Below are 24,796 nucleotides of genomic sequence, written 5' to 3' on the forward strand. Positions count from 1 at the left end.
CGGCGAGCCGGGGTATAAGCGCCGTGGAACGGGCTACGCGGTCGCCTCGCCGCCGCCCGTGTCGTCGGCTCCCTCGGCCTCCCCCTCCAGCTGTCGGACGGTCAGCACCGGCACCGGACAGCGCCGCACGACGCTCTCGGCGACGCCGCCGATCAGGTAGCGGTTCTCGCCGTGGCGCCCCCGGGTCCCGGTCGCGACCACGTCGGCGTCGACCTCGCGGGCGTAGTCGGAGATGGTCGCGGCCGGCCGGCCCTCGCGGACCGCCGTGGTGACTGGCTGCTCGGCGCGCGTGGCCACGTCGGCGACGGCGTCCTCGCCGTCGTCGCGGAGCCCCTCGCGGAGCTCCGCCCGGATGCTCTCGGGGGAGGACTCCACCTCCCCCTCGTCGACGACGAACAGCGCGTGCACGTCGGCGTCGAACCGCTCGGCGAAATCCAGCGCCACGTCGACGGCACGCCGGACGCTCGCGGAGCCGTCGGTGGCGATGACTAGGGTGTCGAACACAGTCGTTCGTTCGCCCGGGAGGACATAACTCCGACGGCGTGCGCCGCGGCGGCGCGTCGACGGGCGTCGCGCTCTCAGAAGCTACTTCCGGGTGCCGCCCCCCTCGTCGGCTATGCGCACCGACATCGGCAACGCGCTGGGCGGGGAGCCGGCCCTGACCCGCGACGCCCTCGACGAACTGGACGCCGACGTGGCCGCGGCCCACGAGCGGATCGCGGCCGGGATGGCCGACGACGAGTTCGGCTACGCCGCGCTCAACCTGCCAGAGACGGCCGACCCCGACCGAATCAGGACTGCGGTCGCCCCCTTCGCCGACAGCGCGGCGGTCCTCACGGTCGGCATCGGCGGCAGCGCCCTCGGCGCCGCGACGCTCGCGAACGCGCTGGAGAGCGACGTGGACGCCTACTTCCTCGACAACGTCGACCCCGAGCACACCTCCCGGCTGCTCGACGGCCTCGATCTCTCGCGAACCGCCGTGAACGTCGTCTCGAACTCCGGGACGACCGCCGAGACGCTCTCGAACTTCCTCGTGGTTCGCGAAGCGATGGACTCGGCGGGCGTCAACTGGACCGAACGGACGTTCGTGACCACTGGGCCGGAGGGGAACCTCCGGAACCTTGCCGAGAAGCACGACCTGCCGGCGCTCGACGTGCCGGCGGGTGTCCCCGGCCGGTTCTCGGTGCTCTCGACGGTCGGCCTCGCGGTCGCGGCGATCCAGGGTCACGACGTCGACGCCGTGCTCGCCGGCGCCGCCGACGAGCGCGAGCGGCTGGCGGGGTCGCTGTACGACTCGCCCGCCTACGCTTACGGGGCGACGACCTACGCGCTCGCCGAGCGCGGCGCCGTCACGAACGCGTTCATGCCCTACGCCGAGTCCCTGGAGACGTTCGCCGAGTGGTTCGCGCAACTCTGGGCCGAGAGTCTCGGGAAGGACGGGCAGGGACAGACCCCGGCCCGCGCGCTCGGCGCGACCGACCAGCACTCACAGCTCCAACTCTACCGCGCCGGGCCGCGGGACAAGCTGGTGACGCTCGTCCGGCCGACCGAACGCGCGGACCGCGACGTCCCGGAGACCGATCTGGAGGGGCTCTCCTACCTCGGCGGCCAGTCGCTCGGCACCTTGCTCGACGCGGAGTTCGAGGCGACCGAGGCGAGCCTCACGGCCGCGGACTGCCCGAACGTCCGCCTCGAGATCGACCGCGTCGACGAGCGCGGCCTGGGCGAACTGCTGTTCGGCATGGAGGCCGCCTGCGTCTGCTACGGCGAACTCGCGGACCTCTCGACGTTCACCCAGCCCGCGGTCGAGTGGGGCAAAAGGGCCGCCCGCGGCCTGCTCGGCGGCGGCGAGTTCGAGGAGGCCGAGGCGGTCCGCGGGAAGGACCGGCTGGTCGTGGAGTAGCGGCTTGGGTCGTGCCGGGTCGGGGCCTCGACGCCCGCGACCGTCACCGCTTTGCCGCCCGACCCGCTGGCTCCGGTAATGAGCCAGCCCGCACAGCCCTCGACGATGGGGTCGAAGGCCCTCCGGACGTTCCAGGCGCTGGTGCTGTTCGTCGCGGCGATCGTCGGCGGCAGCGTCGGCGTCTCGGTGTGGGCCGGCGCCGCGCCGGCGCTGGGCGTCGCCGAGGGGACGACCGCCTACGAGATCGCCAACACGGTCGCGCAGTTCGCGGGGCTGGTGGCGCCGGTCGGGCTGTTCGTCGCCGCCGCGGGCGACCGGGAGCTGCTCTCGTGGGGGCGGCCCGACCGCCGGCAGGCGGCGATCGCGGTGGGCGCCGTCGTCGTGCTCTACCTCGGCCAGATCGCGCTGATCACGGCGTTCTCGCAGTTCGACGTGTCGCCCTCCCAGAACCCCGCGGTCGACCCCTCCGGGCGAGAGGCCGCGTACTTCCTCCTGATGGTTCCCGTCTCGCTGTTCGTGGTCGGGCCCGCGGAGGAGCTACTGGTGCGCGGCGGGATCCAGGGGCTCCTGAAGCGGGCTTGGGGCCCGTGGCCCGGTATCGTCGGCGCGAGCGCGCTGTTCGGGTCGCTGCACTACATCGGCGGCGGCAGCGGCGCGCTGGCGTACGTGGTGCTCTCCTTCCTGCTCGGGACGCTACTGGGGTATCTGTACGAGCGGACGGGGAACCTGGTCGTGCCGATGGTGGCCCACGGCGGCTACAACGCGGTCATCTACGCGATCCAGTACGTAACGTTCGGCTGAGAATCAGGCGGGGTTCTTCCGCGAGAGGTCGCTGCCACAGATCGGGCAGCGCTCGCGGTCGTCGTCGAACTCGCGGCCACAGCCCGCACACTGGAACTTCCAGTCGCGCTCCTCCTCGATCCCGTCGCGGGCGATCACCTGGACGTCGACGTCGAGCTTCTCGGCGACGTTCTGCATCGCGTAGTCGTCGGTCACGAGCGTCGCGTCGAGTTCGAACGCGGTCGCGAGCAGGCGCGTGTCGGTGTCGGAGAGCTCGTCGGCGTCGCCGGTCTCGCCGGCGGCCCGGCGCACGCGGTCGACGGTCTCGTCGGCCGGGAGGTGGAGCTCCATCCCGGCGCCCTCCATCGCGTCGAAGCGGTACTCGTTCCCGCCCTCGAGTTCCTCCTTGACGAGCGGGATCGAGACCTGCTCCTCGTCGGTGTGGTACTCGTGGATGAACGCCGACGTGTCGAGGACCTGCATCTATCGCTGGATGACGATGTAGTCCTTCACGGCCTGCACCCGGGAGACGGGAACCCGGAACCGGCCGCCCTCGTCGCGCTCGAAGTTGATCTTGCCACGCGGGGTGTCCTCGTTGGGCGAGACCAGCAGGTCGTGGAGTTCGCCGGTCTTGAGGTCCATCGTGATGTTGTACAGCATGCCGAGCTCGGTGCCGTCCGAGCCCATGACTGCCTTCCCCGAGAGGTTCTCGGCGAGTATGTCGGCCATACGGCCCAACACAGGCCGTAGTGTGATAAACGCCACGGGGCCGACGTCGGCGGCGGGTGGGGTCGACGACCGATCACGCCGTGGAGAGTCGAAACAGGTAACTGGCGTCCGCGATTCGATGAAACCAAGAGACGTTCTCTCGGTGATTTTCGATGCCTGACGCCAACAACGCCGACGCCAGCGCCGACCCCGGATCGCTCCGGACACCCATCGTCGCCGTGCTCGGCCACGTCGACCACGGGAAGACGAGTTTGCTCGACAAGATCCGCGGCTCGGCCGTCAGCGAGGGCGAGGCCGGCGCCATCACGCAGCACATCGGCGCCACCGCCGTCCCGCTGGACACCGTGTCGTCGATGGCCGGCGAGCTCGTGGTGGCCGACGACTTCGACCTCCCGGGCCTGCTCTTCATCGACACGCCCGGCCACCACTCGTTCTCGACGCTGCGGGCCCGCGGGGGCGCGCTCGCGGACATCGCCGTCCTCGTCGTCGACGTGAACGACGGGTTCCAGCCCCAGACCGAGGAGGCGCTGGACATCCTCCAGCGCACGGGGACGCCCTTCGTCGTCGCCGCGAACAAGATCGACACGACGCCGGGCTGGAACCCCAACCCCAAGGCGCCGGTCCAGGAGACCTACGAGGCCCAGACCGACCGCGCCCGGGAGCGGCTGGACGAGAACCTCTACGAGATCATCGGCCAGCTCTCGGACGGGGGGTTCTCGGCGGACCTCTACTGGCGGGTCCAGAACTTCCAGAACAACATCGGCGTCGTCCCGGTCTCGGCGATGACCGGCGAGGGGATCCCCGACCTGCTCGCGGTGCTGATGGGGCTCTCCCAGCGCTACATGAAGGAGGAGATGGAGGTCGACCTCGCGGGTCCCGGGAAGGGGACCGTCCTCGAAGTGAAGGACGAGAAGGGGTTCGGTGCCACGCTGGACGTGGTGCTCTACGACGGCACCGTGGAGGAGGGCGACCGCATCGTCGTCGGCGGCGTCGAGGGCCCGATCGTCACGGAGGTCCGCGCGCTCCTGCGCCCGCGGGCGCTCTCGGAGATCCGCACGGAGGCGGAGTTCGAGCGCCTCGACGCCGTGCAGGCCGCCTCGGGCGTGAAGCTCGCGGCGCCGAACCTCGACGACGCGATGGCCGGCGCGCCGGTCCGCGTGGTCCGCGGGCGGCCGCTGGAGGACGTGATCGAGGAGGTCGAGGCGGAGCTCTCCGAGATCGAGGTCGACACCGAGGACGAGGGCGTCGTCGTCAAGGCCGACACGTTGGGGAGCCTGGAGGCGATGGCCAACGCGCTCCGGGAGTCCGAGATCCCCATCCTGCGGGCGGAGGTCGGCGACGTGGCGCCGCGTGACGTGGCGGTCGCGAGCACCGCCAACGAGGCCGAGCACCGCGTGATCCTCGGCTTCAACGTGGACGTGCTCCCCGACGCCGAGCGGGAACTCGACCAGCAGGGCGTGAAGCTGTTCAACGACGACGTGATCTACCAGTTGGTCGAGGACTACGAGTCGTTCGTCGAGGAGCGCGAGCGCGAACAGCAGGAGACCGTGCTGGACAAGATCCACCGCCCTGCCCGCTTCCGGATCCTGGAGGACCACACGTTCCGGCAGAACAACCCCGCGGTCGTCGGCGTCGAGATCCTCGCCGGCACGATCGAGAACAACCGCCGGGTCGCGAAGTTCGAGGACGGCGAGTCGACCCGGGTGGGCGAACTCTCGGGGATGCAGGAACAGGGCGACGACGTGGACGAGGCCCGCGCCGGCAGCCGGGTCAGCGTCGCCATCGACGGGCCGACGGTGGGGCGGGACATCGAGGAGGGCGACGAACTCTGGATCGACCTGCCGGAGAAACACGCGAAGATCCTGGAGCAGGAGCTGAAAGAGGAGATCCCGGCCGACGAGCGCGAGGCGCTGAACGCGTACCTGGAGAAGATGCGGAAGCGGGACCCGTTCTGGGGGAAGTGACACCGATCACGGCTCGCGACCCGCGACGGCCTCCGTGCCCCGGCGACAGAGCCCACGCCGCGGCTGTGTAAAACCCAGCGCCGGCCGCTGTCTTCTACGCGGTCGTCGATACAGCGACGGCGCCGACGCCGAAGCGGTCGCTGGTCGGTTACCGGTCGGAGAACGCAGAACCGCAGAAACCGTTACTCGGCTATCGAGCGACCGGGACCGGATCGTCGCCCATCGCGTGCATCACCTGTGCGGCGGCGCTGGCCGCGAGCCCCTTCGCCACCTCGTCGCGGTCGGCGTCGTCGAGCCCCGCCTTGATGTCCTCGGCGTCGGGCTGGAACCCCGCGCTCACGGGGTGCCCGGCCGGCGGGCGGACCGCGACGGTCGCCTCCGGCCCGTTCGAGCCGTAGGTGAGTTCGGAACCGACGATGTACCCCTCGGGCAGGTAGGACTCGGTGCGGGAGACGATCCCCGCGACGGCGCGACGCAGTCCTCGCTTCTCGTCCGGCGAGAGTTCGACGTTGTTCGACGACCCCCCCATTATCCCCGGGGCCCCGGCGTAATCAGTCCCGTTCATGTCGTCGTTGCTTGGCGGTATCCACTGATAAAGTCACCGGCGGGGGAACGCGCTCGATTCGGGCGACCGTGTCGCCGACGGGATCAGGATCCGTCGTCCGAGTCGTCCGGGAGCGCCGACTGGTCGACCTCGTAGATCGTCACCGCGTCCTCCCGGAACGCGACCGAGAACGCGTCACGGTCGAACGACCGCATCGCGTCGCCGTACAACTCCTTCTCGTTCGGCCCGACGTAGACGTAGGTCACGTCGTAGCGGGCGAGCAACTCCGCGGCGCGGTCCCAGTCGCCGGCGTAGATGGTGTCGACGTGTCGCACCCGGCGCTCGTAGGCGTCCATGCCCCGGTACTCGGCCTGGTGGTCCCAGCCGACGACGGTCGGGAGCCCCGAGAACGTCGACGCCGGGCTCGTCCAGCCGTAGGAGCCGCCCGGCACCTCGACGATCGTCGGCCGGCCCTGTCGGTCCGCGAGCCACTGCAGCGCCTCGTACTCGTTGGCGTGGAAGTTCTGGACCGCCTTCGTCCCGTCGAGCGAGGGGTCGTAGTGCCCGCCCTCGACGGGCCCGCCGACCTCGGCGGCGAACATCATCACCGGGAACACCGCGGTGGTGAGGACGACGCCGACGACCAGCGCGACGGTGAGCGCCGAGGTCAGCGCGGCCTCGGTGTCGGGCGACGGCGTCGCGTCGGCGCCCAGCGCCTCGACCTGCGACGCCAGTCGACCGCCGTGGCGGTGGAGCAGGGCGACCGACGCGGCGGCCGCGCCGGCGGCGCCGAGCGTCCACGCCTGCACGCCCACCTTCAGCGACGTGTTCCAGCGCGGGTTGTCGATCAGCGGGAGGCGCGCGTGGGCCAGTTCGAGCGCGGCCAGCAGCCCCGCCCCGGCGACCAGCAGTACCGTCCCGAAGCCCGCCCGCCCCGACCGCACGAGCAGCCAGCCGGCGACGATCAGCGTCCCCAGCAGCGCCAGCACGGCGAGGTTCTCGACGAGCAGCGCCGCCCCGAAGGCGCCGAGGACGAGCAGCCCGGCGACGCCGAGCCACGGCGCCGGGAGGTCGTCGACCGCCGGCCAGCCGCGGGTCGCGACGTGGGCGGCGAAGGCGGTCATCAGGGCGCCGTACATGACGAGGAACGCGGGCAGCGGGCTCCGGGGCGGGAAGAAGCCGACCCCCTCGTTGCTCGGCACGTGGCCGAAGATCAGGAACGGCGAGGCGATCGCGATCCCGATCAGCAGCACCACGCCGCCGGCGACTGCCGCCAGCACGACCCGCCAGAGTTCGTGGGCGAGCCACTCCCCGCGGTTTTCGGGCGCCGAGGCGGGTCGCAGGCGGTCGGCGAGTGAATCGGGCAGGAGCGTCGCCGGGTGGGCGTCGGCGGCGCCGACGGCCAGCGCCGCCAGCCCCGCGGCGGTCGGGAGCGACCACGTGTTCATGAAGCCGAACAGGCCGGCGACGGCGCCGAGCCCGCCGAAGACGAGCGCGAGGCGGCGCTTCCGCTCGGCTTCCGGGGTCGCGTAGTACGCCAGCGCCAGCGCGCCGGCGAAGAGCACGTAGGGGTTCGCGAACGTGTGGCCGTGGAGGTCGGCCTTGACGAAGGAGTACAGCGGCACCTCCTGGATCGTCCCGGGGATCACGTAGCGAGTGTACCACCAGCCCCAGTCGAGCGGCTGGGAGAGGTTCTCGACCGTCGACGCGAGATCGCCGCCCTCGAAGCGCTGGGCGACGAAGCCGAACGCGGCCCGCTCGACGACGCCGCGGACCGACTCGGGGAGGTACGGCGTCGCGAGCCTGACGGCCGTCGTCGCCGCGCCGCCGAGCGCGACGAAGAAGGCGCCCGCGGCGCCGCCGAGCCGGGGGGAGTACCCCCGGCGCCCGACCACGGCGCTGCCGACGCCGTAGGCGACGACGAACAGCATGCCGTAGAACGTCGCGATGCCGAGGTTGAAGCCGTAGCGCATCGCCGTCCCCGTCAGCATCGCGAGGCTGGCGACCTGGAGTTGGGTGCCGTAGTAGTACCGCAGCGGCTCCCCGGCGAACCACATGTCCTCCGGCGGGAGGCTCTCGGCGCGTTCGAGCGTGTTGACCAGCGCGAAGTGGAGGAACTGCTCGCCGGCCTGGGGCGTGATCGCCGGGTCGGCCGCGCGGAACGCGAGCATGATCAGGAAGCCGACGACGAACACGCCGTACATCGCCGCTACCGACTGCCAGTCGGGGCGAGCGCCGTTCCGGTACGCGACGGCGGCGCCGGCGAGGATGATCCCGACCCCGAGCAGCAGCGTGTGGACGCCGAACGTGAGTTGGCCGATCCAGAAGACGGCGATCGCGAAGGGCACCAGCGCGGTCGGGAGGGCGAAGGCGGCGCCGTTCCGGGGGAGATGCCGGAACAGCGCCGCGGCGATCGGCGCGCCGAGCGCGGTGAACGCCGCGGCCACGAGGAGGTACGCGAATACGGGGGTCCACTCCATGGCTTAGCCCTACGGGCCAACCGTTTTCACCTTTCTGGGACGCGGAGGGGCGCTCCGGGGTCGAAAACGGCTCAGCAGATCGGCTCGCTCTCGCCGTAGGTCGCCAGCACGACGACGCAGGTGTGCTCGCCGGGCGCGGCCTCGGCGCGCTCGATCAGCGTCTCCTCGTGGTCGAACGTCCAGTCCCGGAGCGCTCGGCCGGCGTCGAGGCCGGTTTCGAGTCGGTCGCGGACGTCGGACTCGGACTCGGCGTCGGCCTCGTAGAACAGCCCCGCCCCGGGCCCGGTCGCCCAGCCGATCCCGGCGGCGACGGTTTCGGGGCCGACCGTGCTGGCTTCCGCCTGCACGACGTTGAGGCGGTTGCCCGCGGGGCCGAGGTCGGGCGCTTCCTCGACCCGGACCACCTCGGCGTCGGCGGGGACGACCGAGGAGACGGGGACGAGGTTGTAGTTGTGGAGGTTCGCGTCGGCGAGGGCGGCGTCGTAGGCGGCCTTCTCGGTGGGCGCCGTGCCGGCGCCGCCCACGACGTGGATGGTGCTGCTCACGGGAGAGATCGGTGCCGCGCCGAGAAAGGGGCTACGGAGTCAGCCGGGGTAGCGCGCGAACACTGCAAGCAGCCCGAGCGCCGCGAACACCACGGCCGCGGCGACGAAGCCGACGTAGCCGACGGCGACCGCCCCGAGCGCGAGCCGACCGTCCCAGCCGTCCCGTTCCCCGGGATCCCACCAGCCGAGCAGCGGCACGACGACGGCGAGGGCGATCCACGAACTGCCGAGCAGGCCGAGCGTCGCGGCCGCCAGCCACCCGAAGCCGACGTTGCCGGTCGCGATTCCGGGGGCGAACGCGACGAGCACGTGGACGACGGCGTAGCCCGTCGCCGCGAGGACGTGGTTCGCGACGAGATTGCCCGTGGGTCGGTCGGCGAGCAGCCGCTTCGTCGCGTCGAACAGTAGCAGCGGCGAGAGCGCGGCCACGTCGAACAGCCAGACGCCGCCGAGAAGCAGGAGGGCGATCGGGTCCATGGGGAGGGCGGTGCCGGAGCCTGTAAGTGCTTTCCGGCGGCGCAGGCTACCAGGGGGCGTAGAACGCGATGGCGACGACGACGATGACCAGCAGCGCCACGCCGGTCGCGACGGCGTAGCCCACGAGCCCGACCGTCAGCGCGATACGGCCGTCGTACTCGCCTTCGGTTTTCGGCTCCCAGACGCCGCGCATCGGGAGCACGACCGCAACGGCGAGCCACCACAGCAGCGCGTTCGCGAGCGTGATGCCGGCGACCCACCGGAGTACGTCCTGCTCGAGGCTCCCCCCGTGGAGCGCGACGGCGGCCATGATCGCCGTCAGGTGGGTGGTAGCGAACGCCGTCGTGGCGAGGAGGTAGTTCGCGCCCAGCGACCCGGTCGGCCACCGGCGGCCCAGCCGTCGGACCGCACTGGAGAGCAGTACCGGGAGGAGGGCGACGGCGTCGAACGCAGCCAGGGCCAGCAGCCCCAGCAGGAGGTCGGGGACGATTCCGGGGACCATGCCCGACGCTGGCGTCGGCGCCGAGAAACGTTTTGTGGTGCGATCGACCGCGCTAGCGCTCCTGGACCGTGCGCTCGTCCAGCGCGATCAGTAGGCTCGCGGCGGCAAGGACGCCCGCCACCGGGAGCACGAAGATCCAGAGCGCCGCCTGCCAGACGCCGAGCAGCGCGAGTAGCAGCGCGCCGACGGCCGCGATCGCGGCCCGCCCGAGCACGGCGCCGGCGGTGCCGAGCGTGGCCGCGCCGCCGAGCGCGAGAAACAGCGCCAGCCGCGTATGCGTGTAGCCCGGCTGGTCGAGGTAGAAGCCGAGGACGCCGAGAAAGGCGAGCAGCGCTGCGGCCGCCAGCCCGCGGGCCGGCCGACTGCCCGTGATCGGCATCCCGCCGTCGTCCGGGCCCGACCGGCTCATCCGCCGCTACTGGAACGCGACGGGACCGGTCGTCGGCCCCTCGCCGGAGGCCTGTTCGATCTTCTCGTGGGCGTCCCGGAAGTCGTCCATCCGGACCTCCTCGCGCTCGTCGCGGATCGCGAACATGCCGGCCTCGGTCGTGAGCGCGGCGATGTCGGCGCCGGAGTACCCCTCCAGCTCCTCGGCGAGGTCGTCGAAGTCAACGTCGTGGCCGAGGTTGAGTTCGGCGGCGTGGATCTCGAGGATCCGGCGGCGGCCCTCCACGTCGGGCTTGGGCACCTCGATGAGGCGGTCGAAGCGGCCCGGTCGGAGAATCGCCTCGTCGAGCATGTCGAAGCGGTTGGTGGCGGCCATGATGCGCACCTCGCCGCGGTCGTCGAAGCCGTCCATCTCCGAGAGCAGCTGCATCATCGTCCGCTGGACCTCGGCGTCGCCGGAGGTCTTCGAGTCCGTCCGCGTGGTCGCGACGGCGTCGATCTCGTCGATGAAGATGACGGCGGGCTCGCGCTCGTTGGCCAGTTCGAACAGATCGCGGACGAGCCGGGCGCCCTCGCCGATGAACTTCCGGACGAGTTCGGAGCCGGCCATCTTGATGAACGTCGCGTCGGTCTCGTTGGCGACGGCCTTCGCGAGCATCGTCTTCCCGGTGCCGGGCGGGCCGTGGAGCAGCACGCCGCTCGGGGGTTCGACGCCGACCTCGCGGAACGTCTCGGCGTTGATCAGCGGGTCCTCGACGGCCTCGCGCACCTCGCGGATCTGGTCGTCGATGCCGCCGATGTCGGCGTAGGTCACGTCCGGCGACGCCTCGACCTCCATCGCCTGCGCCCGGGCGTCGGTCTCGTCGTCGAGCAGCTGCTGAACCGAGAAGGAGTCGTTGATAGCGACGCGATCGCCCGCCTCGACCTCCCCTTCGAGGGCGGGGGACAGTTCGGTGAGGACCTCCTGGTTGTTGCCGTGCTGCTTGATCACGACGCCGTCCTCGGTGAGCTCCTCGACGGTCGCCAGGTAGAGCGAGGACGTCTTCAGCGTCTCGTTGCGTCGTTTGAGCTGGTCGACCTCGTCGCTGAGCTCCTCCTTACGCCCCTCGGCGTCCCGGAGGCGCTCGTCCAGCTCCTCGTTGACCTGAACGAGCCGCTCGAAGTGTTCCCGGATCGCCTCCAGTCGCTCGGCCTGGGACATCTCGGGATCCAGGTCGAGTCGGGGACGGTCGGGAAGGGAAGGACTGCGTGACATCTCTCTGTACGGGTTTAGGGGTAGGCGTAAATGTGCCTTTGGGTCGGGGAATCCCCACGGACGCGTTCGAGCGCCCGGGGACGGCGACCCGAGTTCGGCGCGTTACTCCAGGTCCAGCAGCGCCGCGGCGTCGTCCAGCCGATCGTCGTACACCGAGAGCGCGGACTCGATCGGCTCGGGGCTGGTCATGTCGATGCCCGCGATCTCGAGCACGTCCATGGGGTACTCGCTGCCGCCGGCTTCGAGGGCGGCGCGGTAGTCGGCGGCCGCGGACTCGCCCTCCTCGCGGATCTTCTCGACGATGGCGACCGCCGCCGAGATGCCCGTGGAGTACTGGTAGACGTAGAAGTTGTAGTAGAAGTGGGGGATGCGCATCCACTCCTTGGCGATCAGGTCGTCCACGTCGGCGTTGGCGTAGAACTCCTCCTTCAGGCCGCCGTACACCTCGTCGAACGCGTCGGGGGTGAGCGGCTGGCCGTTCTCGGCGCGCTCGTGGACGCGCTGCTCGAAGTCAGCGAACATCGTCTGGCGGAACAGCGTCGAGCGGAACCGTTCGAGGTACTGGTCGAGCGCGTGGGCCCGGATCTCGTCGTCGTCGACGTTCTCCAGCAGGTAGTGGGTCAGGAGGGTCTCGTTGACCGTGCTCGCGACCTCGGCGACGAAGATCTCGTAGCTGGAGTACTGCCAGGGCTGTTCCTCGGCCGCGAGTTCGGAGTGCATCGAGTGGCCGAGCTCGTGGGCCAGCGTGTACATCGAACTCACGTCGTCCTGGTAGTTCATCAGGATGAACGGCTGGGTGTCGTACGTCCCCGAGGAGAACGCGCCCGAGCGCTTCCCGCGGTTCTCGTACACGTCGACCCAACGGCTCTCCAGGCCCTGCTCCATCCGGGCCTGGTACTCCTCGCCCAGCGGCGCGACGGCCTCGACGACCCACTCCTTGGCCTGCTCGTAGGTCACGTCGGGGCCCTCCTCGCCTGTCAGGGACATGTAGACGTCGTGCATCCCGAGTTCGTCGACGCCCAGCGCCTGCCGCTTGAGGTCGGCGTGGCGCTGGAGGGAGTCGAGGTTGTCGTGGACGGTGTCGACCAGGTTGTCGTACACCGCGGTCGGGACGTTGGTGTCGTCGAGGGCGGCCTCGCGGGCGGTGTCGTAGTTGCGCGCCTCCGCCAGCTTCACGTCTTTCTTCACGGAGTTCTGCAGCGAGGTGCCGACGCTGTTGCGGTAGTCGTCCCAGGTCTCGTAGTACTGCTCGTAGGTCTCGCGGCGGAACTCACGGTTCTCGTGTTTCTGGAGCTTCGTGAAGTTGCTCTGGGTGATCTCGACCTCCTCGCCGTCGGGCTTCTCGACGGTGGGGAACGTGAGGTCGGCGTTCGAGAGCATCCCGTAGATGTCGGAGGGCGCGTTGGTGATCTCCGAGAGGTCGGCTAGCAGCTCCTCGACCTCCGCCGAGCGCGTGTGGGGCTTCATCCGCAGCGCGTCGTCGAAGAAGTGCTCGTACTCCTCGAGTTCGGGCTCCTCAGCCATCAGCGCCTCGACCTCCTCCCAGTCGAGTTCCTGGAGCTCGGGCTCGAGGTAACTGGTCGCGCTGGAGGCCTCGGACTGCAGCGACTCAGCCTTGGCCGAGATCGCTTGGTACTCCTGGTTCCGGGTGTCCTCAGCCGACCGCAGGCGGGCGTAGGCCGCGACTTTCGCCACGTCGCGCATCACGGTCTCGTACTGCTCGAGGAGTTCGACGAGCGTCTCGGCGCTCTCGGTCGCGCGGCCCTCGTAGTCGCGCAGGTCGTCGACGCGCTCCTCCACGTCGTCGTAGGCCTCCTGCCACGTCTCCTCGTCGGGGAAGATGGATGCCAGATCCCACTTGTACTCCTCGTCGATATCCTCGCGCTCGGGGACAGTGCTCATCGTGATGGCGTAGTGTCGGATTCGGTGGTAAGTCTTCGCACTCACACCCGCGAGACCGCAGGAGACGGCCGTATTTGCCGGCACCGTTCGGGGCGTCGTCGTCGGCAACCATCGGCGCCCCGGAACGCCTTTGGACCGCCCTCACACACGCCGGAACATGGACGGATTCGACGCCGCGATCGGGCGCACGTGGACCGACGAGACGCCGGGGGCGTTCCTGACCGACCTGACGGCCATCGGGAGCCGGATGGGCGGCAGCGAAGGGGAGGCGCGGGCCGCCGCGATCGTCGCCGACGCGTTCCGCGACGCCGGGGTCGAGGACGTCGCGCAGGACCCCTTCGAGATGCAGGCCTGGCACCGCGGGGACTCCTCGCTCCGCGTCCGATCGCCGGTCGAGCGGGAGTTCGAGACGGTCGCGCTTCCGTACTCACCGGCCGGCGAGGTGGAGGGCGAACTCGTCGACGCCGGCTACGGCACGCCCGAGGAGATCGACGAACTCGACGTCGAGGGGAAGATCGTCGTCGCCTCGACGACGACGCCGGAGGGCGGGCGGTTCATCCACCGGATGGAGAAGTTCGGCTACGCGGTCGGCCAGGGCGCCGCGGCGTTCGTCTTCGTCAACCACGTCCCCGGCCAACTGCCGCCGACGGGATCGCTCACGTTCGGCCGCGAGGCCGAGGCGCCCGCGGTGGGCGTGAGCAAGGAGACCGGCGCGTGGCTCACCGAGTTCGCGGCGGACGACACCCGCGTGCGGCTGACCGTCGAGGCCGAGACGACGGCGGGTCGGAGTCAGAACGTCCAGGGCCGACTCGGCCCCGAGACCGAGGAGGAACTGCTCCTGCTCGCGCACTACGACGGCCACGACATCGCGGAGGGCGCGCTGGACAACGGCTGCGGGGTCGCCACGGTGCTCACCGCCGCCCGCGTGCTGGGCGAGGCCGAGGCCGACCTCGACCGCGGCGTGCGCGTCGTCGCCGTCGGCTGCGAGGAGGTGGGCCTGCTCGGCGCCGAACACCTCGCCGAGTCGGTCGACTTCGACGACGTGGCCGCGGTGGTGAACGTCGACGGCGGCGGCCGGTTCCGGGACCTGATCGCGCTGACGCACACCTCCGAGTCGACGGCCGCGGCGGTCGAGCGCGTGAGCGAGCGCGCGAACCACCCCATCGAGGTGGAGTCGGATCCCCACCCCTTCAGCGACCAGTGGCCGTTCGTCCGCGCGGGCGTGCCCTCGGTCCAACTCCACAGCGACAGCGGCGAGCGGGGGCGCGGCTGGGGGCACACCCACGCCGACACCCGGGACAAGGTCGACGAGCGGAACCTCCGGGAACACGGCGTCCTGACCGCGCTGCTGGTCGATGAACTGGCGTCGATGGACGCGGACCGACTGGAGGAGGAGGAGCTGGCCGAGGCGTTCCGGGAACTGGAGTTCGAGACGGGGATGAAGGCGGCGTCGTTGTGGCCCGAAGGGTGGGAGTAGAACCAACCACGGCTTGCGACCTGCCGCGCGCTCCGTCGCGCGGCTGCGGAGCGTAATGCCGTGGTTGTGTAACCAACCACGGCGCGCGAAGCCAGTCACGGGGAGCGACCGGCGACGGCCTCCGTGCCGTCGTCGCGGAGCGGACCCCGTGAACTGCCGAGATCGCGACTCACTCCCCGAGGCCTGAAAGGACCGTCTCCGCGACGCGAACGCGCTCCAGCGCGCTCACGCGCCGCTGACCGAACACGCCGTGGGCGCTCTCGACGGCCTCCTCGTCGACGGAGAACTCCACGTCGGGGTAGGTCACGCCCGTCAACACCAGCGGCTCGGGCGGCATCCGCGGCACGCCCGTCCCGCCCTGGAGTGACTCGTCGCTCAGCACCTCGTCGACCCGCGCGAGCGACTGGCCGTCGACGGCGACCTCGGTGAGGACGCCGACCAGTCGGCGGACGAACTCGCGGGGGAACCCGCCCGCCGAGACGGTGACGACGAGGAACTCCCCGTCGCGCTTGACCCGGAGGGTCACGTTGCGGACGGTCCCCCGCTCGTCGCTGGTGAGGTTGTGGAAGTCGTGCTCGCCGGCGAGTCTGTTCGCGGCCTCGCTCGCCGCGGCGTCGTCGGCGTCAGGGGCGTGGAGGTGGTAGGTGTAGGTGCGGCGGCTGGCCGAGTGCGTCGCGTGGAACTCGTCGGGCACGGCGGCGGCCGCCCACGCCCGGATCGACCCCGGCAGCCGACCGTTGAGCGCGGCCGGGGTGCACCAGTCGGGCGCCCCGAACGCGACCGTCTGGGCCACCGCGGAGACGCCGGCGTCGGTCCGCCCCGCGGCGGCGTACCCCGGCGGTGTCTCGCCGTCGTCGACGACGCCGCCGGCCTCGAGCGTCTCGAGCAGCGCCCCCTCGACGGTGGGGACGTCCGGCTGGCGCTGGAACCCGTAGAACGCTCGGCCGTCGTAGGCCAGTCTGAACGCGCGCATCTACCGACTGCTCGTCGTAACTGGGGGTCGTCCGTCGACGTTCACGTCCCGGGTTTTCTGACCACGGATCAAAACGGTGCCGACCGCCCCGGCTGGAGGGGGCCGAATCCCGGGCGAACACCCCTCCTGTTCGAGTCGAAACACCCCCGATGCCCCGCGATCGAGTCGGCGCTGAATCACTTTCACTCCGGTTCGACCAACGTTATATCCGCCCCTCTCGTAATCCCACACGAGTGCCGCGACGGCGGCCACACGCCTCACACTATGCCCAGCAACAGCACCCACAGAGAACAAACTGGCTTGTACTACTCCAAGCCGACCGGGATCCAAACCGTTAATGCGGCCCCACTAGATAGAACTTCTCCGTCACAGATGTCCGATCTACACCCCACCAACGAGAGTCGAGTTCGGCCACAGGGCGCCGCGTTCGAGGTGAGCGCGCAGTGAGCACGCCCGATCTCGGCGCCGACGAGCTAACCCTGCCGATCAAGCGCACCGACGGGGAGACGCTCGAGGACCGACTCACCGACAACGCCTACGAGAACATCCTGCCGGCCCGCTACCTCCGGAAGAACGCCGACGGCGAGGTCACCGAGGACCAGGAGGAGCTGTTCGCCCGCGTCGCCAAGAACATCGCGCTGGCCGAGGCCGTCTACGAGGCCGAGAAGCGCGACGTCGAGGTGACGGTCACGCCCGACCAGCTCAAGCCCGACCACCCGCGCCGCGACGAACTCGCCGCGGAAGTGTTCGGCAAGGGGTTCGACGCCGACGCCGACACCGAGACCGTCCTCACCGAACACAACGTCAACAAGTTCGCCTACGACACCGTCGTCCCCGAACTCGACGCGGAGCTCGCCGACGCCGTCCGCGAGACGCGTCAGGAGTTCGAGACGCTGATGACGGATCTCTCCTTCATGCCGAACTCGCCGACGCTGATGAACGCCGGCGACGAACTCCAGCAGCTCTCTGCCTGTTTCGTCGACTCGCCCGCCGATGACATCACCGACATCCACCAGACGGCCAAGGAGGCCGCCGAAGTGTTCCAGTCCGGCGGCGGCATGGGCTACGCGTTCTGGAAGCTCCGACCCTACGGCGACTCCGTGGGCTCGACCGGCGGCATCGCCTCCGGGCCCATCACGTTCATGCGGACGTTCGACCAGATGTGCGAGACCATCGCGCAGGGCGGCGCACGCCGCGGTGCCCAGATGGGCGTCATGCGCGTCTCGCACCCGGACGTGATCCAGTTCATCCACGCCAAGAACAAGGACGTGAGCCTCGCGAACACGCTGCGGCTCAACGACCCCGACGACTTCACGCACAACTCCTTCGCGGACGCGCTGGAGGAGGCCCGCGAACTCATCGACGACGAGGGTCGCGTCCCCGAGCACCTCCGGAACGCCGTCGAGGGCCACCTCTCGAACTTCAACATCTCCGTCGGCGTCACCGACGACTTCATGGAGGCGCTCAAGAACGACGAGGAGTTCACCTTCACCAACCCCCGGACGGAGGAGCCCCACATCGCCACGCCGGAGACGAAGGAGCTCTACGACATGTTCGGACTCGGCGAGCACGTCGAGGTCGGCGAGGAGCTCTCCGTGCCCGCGGAGCTGCTCTGGGAGCAGCTCATCGAGGGCGCCCACGAGAACGGCGAACCGGGCGTCATCTACCTCGAGCGCGTGAACAAGCGCCACTCCTTCGACGTGGAGGAGCACCCGGACCACCGCATCCTCGCGACGAACCCCTGCGGGGAGCAGCCACTGGAGGAGTACGAGGCCTGTAACCTCGGCCACATCAACCTCTCGACGCTCGCCGCGCAGGACGCGCCGGACTGGCGCGTCTGGGCCGACGAGCACGCCGACGAGTACGACAGCCACGAGGACGCCGTCTCGGCGTTCCTCGACGAGGCGATGAACTGGGAGGACTTCGACCACCGCATCGCGTACGGCACGCGCTTCCTCGAGAACGTGGTCACGATGTCGGACTTCCCGGTCGACGAGATCGAGCAGAAGGTCCGGGAGATGCGCAAGATCGGCCTCGGCGTCATGGGGCTGGCCCAGCTCTACATCCAGCTGGGCGTCCGCTACGGCACCGACGACGCCGACGAGATCGCCCGCCAGCTGATGACCCACATCAACCACGGGTCGAAGGACGCCAGCCACGAACTCGCCGAGGAGCGCGGCGTCTTCTCTGACTGGGGCGACTCGAAGTACGCCGACCCGACGTCCTACCCCGACTGGTTCGAGCACCACACGGGCGAGGACCCACAGGAGTGGGAAGACGGCTACCCGCTGCGCAACCACAACACGACGACCATCGCGCCGACGGGCACCACGTCGATGATCGGCAACACGACGGGTGGCTGTGAGCCCATCTACAACGTCGCCTACTACAAGAACGTCTCCGGCGACGTGCAGGGCGACGAGATGCTCGTCGAGTTCGACGACTACTTCCTCCGTGCGCTGGAGGACAACGACCTCGACGTCGAGGCGGTCAAGGAGGAGGCCCAGGAGCAGATGGCCAACAACGAGTTCGACGGCGTCGAGGGGCTGGAGACGGTCCCGACCGCGCTGGGCGAACTGTTCGTGGTCACCGGCGACTTGGACGCCAAGCAGCACGCCTCGATCCAGTGTGCGGCGCAGGCGGGCGTCGACTCCGCCATCTCGAAGACGGTCAACGCGCCCAACGACGCCAGCCTCGAGGACGCCAAGGAGGCGTTCGAGTTCGTCTACGACAACGGCGGCAAGGGCGTCACCTACTACCGCGACGGCACTCGCTCGAAGCAGGTGCTCACCACTCGCGCGGACAACACCGAGTTCGCCGACGAGGACGAGGCCGCGGAGCTGCTGGTCGAGCAGATCACCGAGGTCTTCGGCGGCATCGAGGGCTTCCTCGACAACGAGGACGTGCAGGCCGCACTCGACACGCAGGTCGAGAGCCTGCTCGCGGAGGCCGACGGCGACGACACGCCCCTCGGCCGCAAGCGCCCGCGTCCGGACGTGCTCCACGGCGTGACCCAGCGCATCGACACCGGCTACGGGAAGCTCTACGTCAACATCAACGAGGACCCGAACACCGGCGAGCCGTTCGAGCTGTTCGCCAACATCGGCAACTCCGGCGGCTTCACCGCTTCCTTCACCGAGGCGCTCGCCAAGACCATCTCCACCTCGCTGCGCTCGGGCGTCGACCCCGAGGAGATCGCCAGCGAACTGCAGGGCATCCGCAGCCCGAAGGTGGCGTGGGACAAGGGCGAGCAGATCCAGTCGATCCCGGACGCCATCGGGACGGCGATGCGCCGGTACCTCGACGGCGAGATCGACAAGGGGATCCCCCAGCAGCAGACGATCGACGAACTCGACGACGAGGCGGCCGACGCCTCCACCGACGGCGGGGCGACGACCGAGCCGCCCTCCGAGCCGACGGCGATCGACGTCGACGCCGAGCCCGACGCCGAGGAGGCGGCGTCGGAGGACGCCACGGGCGACCTGATCGCCTCCGGCGAGAGCCCGGAGTGTCCGGAGTGTGGCTCGATGAGCCTCTACTACTCCGAGGGCTGCAAGACCTGCGAGTCCTGCGGCTGGTCGGAGTGCTGAGCTAGCGCAGTTCCCCTTCTCGCGGTACTACTCCTCGGCCCGCGGCAGCGAGACCGTGATCCGGTTCCCGCGTTCCTCGCCGGCCTCGACCGAGACGGTGCCGTTCGACAGCTCCACGGCCCAGTAGACGAGCCAGAACCCCAGGCCGCTGCTGTGGTAGACGCTCGTCATGTCGTGGTCGCCCGTGAGCACGTCGGACTCGTACGACGGGATCGGCGTGTGGTCGTCCTCGACGACGAGTTCGGCGTTCCCGCCCGCGTGGCGCAGCGTGACCGTCACCCGTGGCTGGTCGTCGTCGCTGTGCCGGATCGCGTTCTCCAGCAGTTCCGTCACCGCCAGTTCCAACTCGGGGCGGCTGACGACGACGGTCGGTTCGAGCGACTCGACCTCGATCACGCACTCGGCGTGCCGGTCGCGGACGCACTCGACGCTCTCCTCGACGACGCGGCGGAGGTCGATCGGTTCACTGGTCTGCTGGCCGGTGATCAGGTCGATCACCTCGCGTTCCTTCTCCGCGGTCTCGAGGAGCTGCTTCCCGACCCGACGGATGGTCTCGGTGTGTTCGGACGGCCCCGACTGCTCGCCGTCGATGAGGTCGGCCTGACCGAGGATGACGTTGAGATCGTTCCGGAGGTTGTGTCTGAGGAGGTTGTCCATCACGACCAGCTGGCGCTCGCGGCGGCGCCGTTCGGTCACGTCCCTGGTGAACCCCGTGATCCGGACCACCTCGCCGTCCCGAACGATCGGCTCCCCCTGCACCCAGACCCACCGTTCGTACGCCTCCTCGGGGTTGACGCGGTACTCGATCTCCACCGACTCGCCGGCCGAGAGGCGGGCCATCGCGTCCCGAACATCGTCGCGGTCGTCCGGGTGGACCGTGTCGAGGAACGTGCTGGGGTCGGCCCGGTACGTCTCGGTATCCATCCCGTACACCGTCTCGAAGGCGGCGTTGACGAACAGCACCTCGGACCACTCGGCGTCGACCATCCAGAGCACGTCCGGGGAGACCGTGGCGATCTCCTCCAGGCGCGTGGCGGTCTCCATCCGTTCGCGCTCGGCCTCCACACGGTCGGTCACGTCGCGGGAGCTGACGACGTAGCCGTCGAGTCGGTCGTCGACGAGGTTGTACATCCGGCTCTCCAGCCAGACCCAGCCCCCGTCGCTGGTCCGGTGGCGGTACTCGACGGTCTCCTCGACGAGCGTGTCGCGCTCGATCGCGCGGTCGAACGCCGCACGGGCCTCGTCGACGTCCGCGGGGTGGATGTACTCGAAGGCGTTCTCGCCGATCAGCTCACACGGCTCGAAGCCGAGGATCCGCTCAGCCGCCTGGTTGGCGTACGTGAACGTCCCGTCGGCGTCGAGGAGGGCGATCTTGTCCTGGGTGTGATCCAGGAGGAGTCCGAGTGATTCGGACTGCTTCATCGTCCCTAAATTAACCCGTGTGGGGATAACTCTCACGCAACGACGAGTTTTTCGAACCTGTCGTTCCCCCGCGATATTCCCGGGCGTTACGGCTCGATCGACTTCCGGACCCACCCGGTCGCTCCCGAGGGGCGAGTGCCGGCCTGCGCCTCGCTCTGTCGATCCCCGTTGCCGTCGATGGCTCGGACCACCACCTCGTGGTCGCTGCTCGCCTCGTACTCGTGTTCCCACATCCGCCACGCGTCGGCGGCCTCGCCGTCCGGTTCGGGCTCCTCGGCGTCGAGCGGCACCGCGCCCGGCAGCGGCTCCGACAGCGTCGCCTCGGTCCAGCTGTCGCCGCCGTCGGTCGACACCTCGACGGCGCTGATCCCGTCGGTCCCGGCGTAGGCGTGCCCGCCGACCCGGACCGTGCTGCCCTCGACGGTGGTGCTGTGGAGTTTGGCGACGGTTTTCACCTCGCCGGTGCCCTCCCAGCCCCGCTGCTCCCAGTAGCCGTCCTCGGGCTCGGTCCGGATCTCGATGTCGGTGAGCCACTTGGCGTTGGTCTCGCCCCAGTGGCCGGGGACGAGCGTGCGCAGCGGCGCGCCGTGGCCCCGCGGGAGCGGCCGGCCGTTCATCCCCCACGCCAGCAGGCCGCCGTCCAGCGCCTCGCGGGGGAACGAGACGAAGTAGTCGTCGGCGCCGTGGAGCGTGACACAGCAGCTCTCGGGGGCGCCCGCCTCGTCGAGCACCGTCGAGACGGGGACGCCGTCCCAGAGCGCGGTGTCGATCTTCGTCCCGTTCAGCGGGTCGCTCACACAGCGCAGCGTGACGAAGCGGCGCTCGGCGTCGAACTCCTGAAGCTCCGAGAGCGTGAACGTCCGCTCTTCGGGCACCTCGCCGGTGACGGTGAGGTCCCAGTCGCCCGGCCCGAGTTTCGGGTCGACCGAGGCGATGTCGACGGTGTAGAACCCGTCCGAGACGAGCGGATCGGCGTCGGGCAGCGAGAGCGAGCGTTCGTCGGCGGCCGACAGCAGCTCGGCGGCGCCGGGGTCCGGCGGTTCGCGGGCCGTGCCCTCCGTCGACGCCGGCTCGCGGAGGCGGATCGCACTCGCCGCCAGCGCGGCGACGGCCGCGCCGCCGGCCTGGAGCAGGCGACGGCGCCCCGGCGGCGTCTCGCGGCCGGTCGGCCGGCCCAGGTCCAGCGTGGCGTTCGCGGCGGCGACGGCGAGCGCGCCCGCGATGCCGGCGCCCAGCGCGCCGAGGAGGCTGCCGGAGAGCACCAGCGTGAGCCCGCCGACGAGCCCGAGCGTCGCGAGCGCTCGATTGCGCGTGCCCTCGACGTATCGCCCCGCGAGCCCTGTCAGCGCCGCGTAGGCGCCGAGCAGCAGGACGCCGGTCGTGGCCACGAGCAGCGGCTGGGCCAGCTCCCCGAGCGATCTGACGTTGACGGCGACGAACGCGGGGGCCGCGTCGCGGACGAGCGCGGCCGCGCCGGCGCCGACGAACGCCGGGCTGTCGCCGGCGGCCAGCAGGGAGCCGGCGACGGCGGCGACCCCGGCGAGGACGCCGACCCCGGCTTCGACCAACTGCGCGCTGCTCGGGCGGTTCATACGGTCGAAGTGGGGCTCCGCGAGGGAAAGCGTTCCCCCAGTGGCACGTTCGGTCCCCCGTAACTGCTTTCTCGCCGGGGGCTCGACTGCCGGGTGTGAGCGATCCGGAGCAGGAGGTCACGGCGCCGGGGCGACCCTGTCCCCACTGCGGCGAGACGATGGTCCACCGCCACTGCGAGTACGTCTGCCCCCAGCACGGCGTCGTCTTCGACTGTGCGGACACGTTCTACTGACCGCGCGACGGGTTCTACCGACCGCGAGATCGGTTCAATCGATGTCACCGCACCGCACAGTTAAGGCACTCCGGGTCCAACTGCCGGTACGGCACTGACTTTTCGCTCGGCGTCGACGGCGCGGGCCGCGGCCGGCGAGGGTCACCGCATCTCCATGGTCGAACAACGACAGCTCGCCCGAAGTAAACGGATCCACCGCGAGACTGGCAAGACGTTCTACGTCGCGACGCGCTTCCTTCCGGAGCGCGTGCGTCACCCGACGTACGTGCTGTACGCCTTCTTCCGCGTCGCCGACGAGGTCGTCGACGGCGACAACGACCTCGACCCCGAGGAGCGGACCGAGCGCCTGGAGTCGTTCCGGCGCGCGGCGCTGGGCCAGGAACCGACCGACGACCCCGTGCTCGCAGCGTTCGCGGAGATCCGCGAGCGCCACGACATCCCCGAGTCGGACGTGAACACGTTCGTCGACGCGATGGCGACCGACGTGGAGAAGGCACGCTACGAGACATACGGGGAGCTCCGCGAGTACATGGACGGCTCCGCGGCCGCCGTCGGGCGGATGATGACCGCCGTGATGGCGCCGGACCGCGCCGAGGCGGCGCTCCCCGCGGCGACGGCGCTGGGCGAGGCGTTCCAGCTGACCAACTTCGTCCGCGACGTGCGCGAGGACGTGATCGAGCGCGACCGGATCTACCTCCCCGCGGAGACGCTTGAGGCCCACGGCGCCAGCCACGAGCAGATCGCCCGCCTGGAGTTCGACGAGAACGTCGCCGACGCGGTACGGGCCGAGCTCACCCGGGCGGAGGCGCTCTACCGGGACGGCGTCGCCGGCATCGAGCTACTCCCGAAGGACTGCCAGTTCCCGGTGCTGCTGGCGGCGATCCTCTACGCCGACCACCACCGACTGATCCGCGATCGCGACTACGACGTGGTGTCGGCGACGCCCTCGCTGTCGACGCCGCGGAAGCTCTGGCTCGCCGCCCGGGCCCGGCTGGCGTGGTGGCGCAACCCCGACCCACTCGCCGTGTTCCGCTCCGTCAGCGCGGTCCCGAGCGACGAGACCGACCACCGGCTCCAACGGGCGACCGGGCGGCTGCCGGTTCCCTGAGCCGGCTTCTCAGTTCGGCGGCCACCAGTCCAGCGACTCGTTTCTGCTCGCGAGGTACTCGTCGGCGACGCCCGCTTCCCGGAGTCGATCGAGGCGCTCGCCGTGGCGCGCCCGGAGGCTCTCCCGCATCCAGCGGTCGTCGGGATCGTACTCGGGGTTCACCCAGAGTCGCCCGGCCTCGTCGAACGTCCAGAGCGCGGCGTCGAACGCGAAGTGGTGGGTCCAGTTCAGCAGGAGCGCGTTGCCGGGGTCCTCGGCGACGTCGGGGCGCTCGCTCCGCGGGAGGACGTGCGAGACCGTGAGCAGGCTCCGGTGGTCGATCTCGGTGACCGCACAGCGCCCGTCGAAGCGATCGTACACCGACTGCTTGAACGACTCCGAGACGCGCACCCCGGCCCGGGTCCGGGTGACGGTCCGACCCGCGGTGTCGTCGGTTTCGAACGGTGGCGGCGGCGGTTCGGGGGCGTCGACGCCCGTCCCGGTTTCGGAACCGTCGACGTGGCGCATCTCGAACTCCAACACCTCGCGCTCGCCGTCCGGGTCGGCGACCATCTCGTGGCCCTCGACGGTGACCTGTCCGCGGTACTCCCAGCCCGGGTCGTCGCCGGCCGTGTAGAAGAAGTAGATCGGAACGGGCTCGCGCTCGGCCCCGATCAGCGCCGCGTTCCCCAGCGAGTCGGGCGACTGGTCGCCCTTGTCGGGCAGCCCCTCGCCGACGTAGGTGAACGTCCCGTCGGAGACGTCGTCGTCGTACGGTCCGTCCTCGCGGGCGAACAGCAGAACGTAGCGGTCGCCCTCGTCGTCGTTCCGGACGTTGATGCCCGAGACCCGGTAGCCGAAGCCGGTGTCGAACAGCGCCTCGATGTCGGCCTGTTCGTAGCGCTCGCCGCGGGCGATCTCGGGGTGGGGATGCTCCATCGACGGTGGCTCCAG

Annotated in this window: 22 protein-coding genes; 7 read left to right on the plus strand and 15 right to left on the minus strand. The window is 70.3% G+C overall.

The features are described from left to right. Positions 1-33: 33 nt before the first annotated feature. Positions 34-504 (minus strand): universal stress protein, encoded by a 471-nt coding sequence (locus BMZ83_RS05465; protein WP_074876478.1) that lies wholly within the window; start codon positions 502-504, stop codon positions 34-36. 112 nt (positions 505-616) lie between these two features. Between BMZ83_RS05465 and BMZ83_RS05470 the strand changes: the two genes are divergently transcribed. Together BMZ83_RS05470 and BMZ83_RS05475 are read left to right on the plus strand one after the other, a co-directional pair. Further along, positions 617-1,903, plus strand: coding sequence for a glucose-6-phosphate isomerase (locus BMZ83_RS05470; RefSeq protein WP_074876480.1), 1,287 nt, complete (start codon positions 617-619; stop codon positions 1,901-1,903). A gap of 78 nt (positions 1,904-1,981) precedes the next feature. Then, positions 1,982-2,704: a CPBP family intramembrane glutamic endopeptidase gene (locus tag BMZ83_RS05475; protein ID WP_074876482.1), complete on the plus strand. Its 723-nt coding sequence runs from the start codon at positions 1,982-1,984 to the stop codon at positions 2,702-2,704. A gap of 3 nt (positions 2,705-2,707) precedes the next feature. Here the strand turns inward: BMZ83_RS05475 and BMZ83_RS05480 are convergent, their stop codons facing one another. Next, a complete protein-coding gene (locus BMZ83_RS05480) occupies positions 2,708-3,166 on the minus strand; it encodes an NOB1 family endonuclease (RefSeq protein ID WP_074876484.1) in 459 nt (152 codons plus the stop codon). Next, a complete protein-coding gene (locus tag BMZ83_RS05485) occupies positions 3,167-3,412 on the minus strand; it encodes a PRC-barrel domain-containing protein (protein ID WP_049979297.1) in 246 nt (81 codons plus the stop codon). 152 nt (positions 3,413-3,564) lie between these two features. Between BMZ83_RS05485 and infB the strand changes: the two genes are divergently transcribed. Beyond that, positions 3,565-5,376 (plus strand): translation initiation factor IF-2, encoded by a 1,812-nt coding sequence (gene infB, locus BMZ83_RS05490; RefSeq protein ID WP_074876486.1) that lies wholly within the window; start codon positions 3,565-3,567, stop codon positions 5,374-5,376. Positions 5,377-5,566: 190 nt separating this feature from the next. On the opposite strand, the gene BMZ83_RS05495 is transcribed toward infB, so the two are convergent. The 8 genes from BMZ83_RS05495 to pepF all read right to left on the minus strand — a co-directional run bounded on the left by BMZ83_RS05495 (position 5,567) and on the right by pepF (position 13,468). After that, positions 5,567-5,941, minus strand: coding sequence for a DUF5811 family protein (locus BMZ83_RS05495; protein ID WP_074876487.1), 375 nt, complete (start codon positions 5,939-5,941; stop codon positions 5,567-5,569). Positions 5,942-6,024: 83 nt separating this feature from the next. Then, positions 6,025-8,400, minus strand: a complete 2,376-nt coding sequence (locus tag BMZ83_RS05500; protein ID WP_074876489.1) for a DUF2298 domain-containing protein — start codon at positions 8,398-8,400, stop codon at positions 6,025-6,027. A gap of 71 nt (positions 8,401-8,471) precedes the next feature. Beyond that, complete coding sequence (locus BMZ83_RS05505; RefSeq protein WP_074876492.1) at positions 8,472-8,945, minus strand: pyruvoyl-dependent arginine decarboxylase; 474 nt, start codon at positions 8,943-8,945, stop codon at positions 8,472-8,474. 39 nt (positions 8,946-8,984) lie between these two features. Further along, a complete protein-coding gene (locus tag BMZ83_RS05510; protein WP_074876494.1) occupies positions 8,985-9,422 on the minus strand; it encodes a hypothetical protein in 438 nt (145 codons plus the stop codon). Positions 9,423-9,468: 46 nt separating this feature from the next. Continuing rightward, positions 9,469-9,924 (minus strand): hypothetical protein, encoded by a 456-nt coding sequence (locus BMZ83_RS05515; protein WP_074876496.1) that lies wholly within the window; start codon positions 9,922-9,924, stop codon positions 9,469-9,471. 52 nt (positions 9,925-9,976) lie between these two features. Beyond that, complete coding sequence (locus tag BMZ83_RS05520; RefSeq protein WP_074876498.1) at positions 9,977-10,333, minus strand: hypothetical protein; 357 nt, start codon at positions 10,331-10,333, stop codon at positions 9,977-9,979. Between the two features lie 6 nt (positions 10,334-10,339). Further along, positions 10,340-11,566, minus strand: coding sequence for a proteasome-activating nucleotidase Pan2 (gene pan2 / locus BMZ83_RS05525; RefSeq protein ID WP_074876500.1), 1,227 nt, complete (start codon positions 11,564-11,566; stop codon positions 10,340-10,342). Between the two features lie 102 nt (positions 11,567-11,668). Continuing rightward, complete coding sequence (pepF, locus tag BMZ83_RS05530) at positions 11,669-13,468, minus strand: oligoendopeptidase F (RefSeq protein WP_074876502.1); 1,800 nt, start codon at positions 13,466-13,468, stop codon at positions 11,669-11,671. A gap of 157 nt (positions 13,469-13,625) precedes the next feature. Here pepF and BMZ83_RS05535 point away from each other — a divergent pair, with 157 nt between their 5' ends. After that, entirely contained in the window at positions 13,626-14,945 is a 1,320-nt protein-coding gene (locus tag BMZ83_RS05535) for a M20/M25/M40 family metallo-hydrolase (protein WP_074876504.1), read from the plus strand. A gap of 169 nt (positions 14,946-15,114) precedes the next feature. Here the strand turns inward: BMZ83_RS05535 and truA are convergent, their stop codons facing one another. Continuing rightward, positions 15,115-15,918 (minus strand): tRNA pseudouridine(38-40) synthase TruA, encoded by an 804-nt coding sequence (truA, locus tag BMZ83_RS05540; RefSeq protein ID WP_074876506.1) that lies wholly within the window; start codon positions 15,916-15,918, stop codon positions 15,115-15,117. Positions 15,919-16,361: 443 nt separating this feature from the next. On the opposite strand from truA, the gene BMZ83_RS05545 reads away from it, so the two are divergent. Beyond that, positions 16,362-19,508: an adenosylcobalamin-dependent ribonucleoside-diphosphate reductase gene (locus BMZ83_RS05545; RefSeq protein ID WP_074876508.1), complete on the plus strand. Its 3,147-nt coding sequence runs from the start codon at positions 16,362-16,364 to the stop codon at positions 19,506-19,508. Positions 19,509-19,535: 27 nt separating this feature from the next. On the opposite strand, the gene BMZ83_RS05550 is transcribed toward BMZ83_RS05545, so the two are convergent. Both BMZ83_RS05550 and BMZ83_RS05555 read right to left on the minus strand, forming a co-directional pair. Then, positions 19,536-20,930 carry a PAS domain-containing sensor histidine kinase gene (locus BMZ83_RS05550; protein ID WP_074876509.1) on the minus strand — a complete coding sequence of 465 codons (1,395 nt, stop codon included), beginning with the start codon at positions 20,928-20,930 and terminating at the stop codon, positions 19,536-19,538. Between the two features lie 86 nt (positions 20,931-21,016). Beyond that, entirely contained in the window at positions 21,017-22,522 is a 1,506-nt protein-coding gene (locus BMZ83_RS05555) for a molybdopterin-dependent oxidoreductase (protein ID WP_074876510.1), read from the minus strand. A gap of 95 nt (positions 22,523-22,617) precedes the next feature. On the opposite strand from BMZ83_RS05555, the gene BMZ83_RS16775 reads away from it, so the two are divergent. Both BMZ83_RS16775 and BMZ83_RS05560 read left to right on the plus strand, forming a co-directional pair. After that, the gene (locus tag BMZ83_RS16775) at positions 22,618-22,755 is read left to right on the plus strand and encodes an HVO_2523 family zinc finger protein (protein WP_166623208.1); all 138 of its coding nucleotides are present in this window, start codon (positions 22,618-22,620) and stop codon (positions 22,753-22,755) included. Positions 22,756-22,909: 154 nt separating this feature from the next. Next, the gene (locus BMZ83_RS05560) at positions 22,910-23,863 is read left to right on the plus strand and encodes a phytoene/squalene synthase family protein (RefSeq protein WP_074876511.1); all 954 of its coding nucleotides are present in this window, start codon (positions 22,910-22,912) and stop codon (positions 23,861-23,863) included. Positions 23,864-23,872: 9 nt separating this feature from the next. On the opposite strand, the gene BMZ83_RS05565 is transcribed toward BMZ83_RS05560, so the two are convergent. Continuing rightward, a complete protein-coding gene (locus BMZ83_RS05565; protein ID WP_074876512.1) occupies positions 23,873-24,781 on the minus strand; it encodes an HNH endonuclease in 909 nt (302 codons plus the stop codon). Positions 24,782-24,796: the final 15 nt, after the last annotated feature.

Origin of the sequence: Halolamina pelagica (genome assembly GCF_900115675.1) — an archaeon.
GTDB lineage: Archaea > Halobacteriota > Halobacteria > Halobacteriales > Haloferacaceae > Halolamina > Halolamina pelagica.

Excerpts from the sequence above, each read along its gene's own strand:
- BMZ83_RS05560 (WP_074876511.1), top strand. The coding sequence starts at position 22,910 with ATGGTCGAACAACGACAGCTCGCCCGAAGTAAACGGATCCACCGCGAG.
- BMZ83_RS05470 (WP_074876480.1), top strand. The coding sequence starts at position 617 with ATGCGCACCGACATCGGCAACGCGCTGGGCGGGGAGCCGGCCCTGACC.
- BMZ83_RS05510 (WP_074876494.1), bottom strand. The coding sequence starts at position 9,422 with ATGGACCCGATCGCCCTCCTGCTTCTCGGCGGCGTCTGGCTGTTCGAC.
- infB (WP_074876486.1), top strand. The coding sequence starts at position 3,565 with ATGCCTGACGCCAACAACGCCGACGCCAGCGCCGACCCCGGATCGCTC.
- BMZ83_RS05565 (WP_074876512.1), bottom strand. The coding sequence starts at position 24,781 with ATGGAGCATCCCCACCCCGAGATCGCCCGCGGCGAGCGCTACGAACAG.
- BMZ83_RS05475 (WP_074876482.1), top strand. The coding sequence starts at position 1,982 with ATGAGCCAGCCCGCACAGCCCTCGACGATGGGGTCGAAGGCCCTCCGG.
- BMZ83_RS05555 (WP_074876510.1), bottom strand. The coding sequence starts at position 22,522 with ATGAACCGCCCGAGCAGCGCGCAGTTGGTCGAAGCCGGGGTCGGCGTC.
- truA (WP_074876506.1), bottom strand. The coding sequence starts at position 15,918 with ATGCGCGCGTTCAGACTGGCCTACGACGGCCGAGCGTTCTACGGGTTC.
- BMZ83_RS05485 (WP_049979297.1), bottom strand. The coding sequence starts at position 3,412 with ATGGCCGACATACTCGCCGAGAACCTCTCGGGGAAGGCAGTCATGGGC.
- BMZ83_RS05520 (WP_074876498.1), bottom strand. The coding sequence starts at position 10,333 with ATGAGCCGGTCGGGCCCGGACGACGGCGGGATGCCGATCACGGGCAGT.
- BMZ83_RS05500 (WP_074876489.1), bottom strand. The coding sequence starts at position 8,400 with ATGGAGTGGACCCCCGTATTCGCGTACCTCCTCGTGGCCGCGGCGTTC.
- pan2 (WP_074876500.1), bottom strand. The coding sequence starts at position 11,566 with ATGTCACGCAGTCCTTCCCTTCCCGACCGTCCCCGACTCGACCTGGAT.
- BMZ83_RS05515 (WP_074876496.1), bottom strand. The coding sequence starts at position 9,924 with ATGGTCCCCGGAATCGTCCCCGACCTCCTGCTGGGGCTGCTGGCCCTG.
- BMZ83_RS05495 (WP_074876487.1), bottom strand. The coding sequence starts at position 5,941 with ATGAACGGGACTGATTACGCCGGGGCCCCGGGGATAATGGGGGGGTCG.
- BMZ83_RS05550 (WP_074876509.1), bottom strand. The coding sequence starts at position 20,930 with ATGAAGCAGTCCGAATCACTCGGACTCCTCCTGGATCACACCCAGGAC.
- BMZ83_RS05535 (WP_074876504.1), top strand. The coding sequence starts at position 13,626 with ATGGACGGATTCGACGCCGCGATCGGGCGCACGTGGACCGACGAGACG.
- BMZ83_RS05480 (WP_074876484.1), bottom strand. The coding sequence starts at position 3,166 with ATGCAGGTCCTCGACACGTCGGCGTTCATCCACGAGTACCACACCGAC.
- pepF (WP_074876502.1), bottom strand. The coding sequence starts at position 13,468 with ATGAGCACTGTCCCCGAGCGCGAGGATATCGACGAGGAGTACAAGTGG.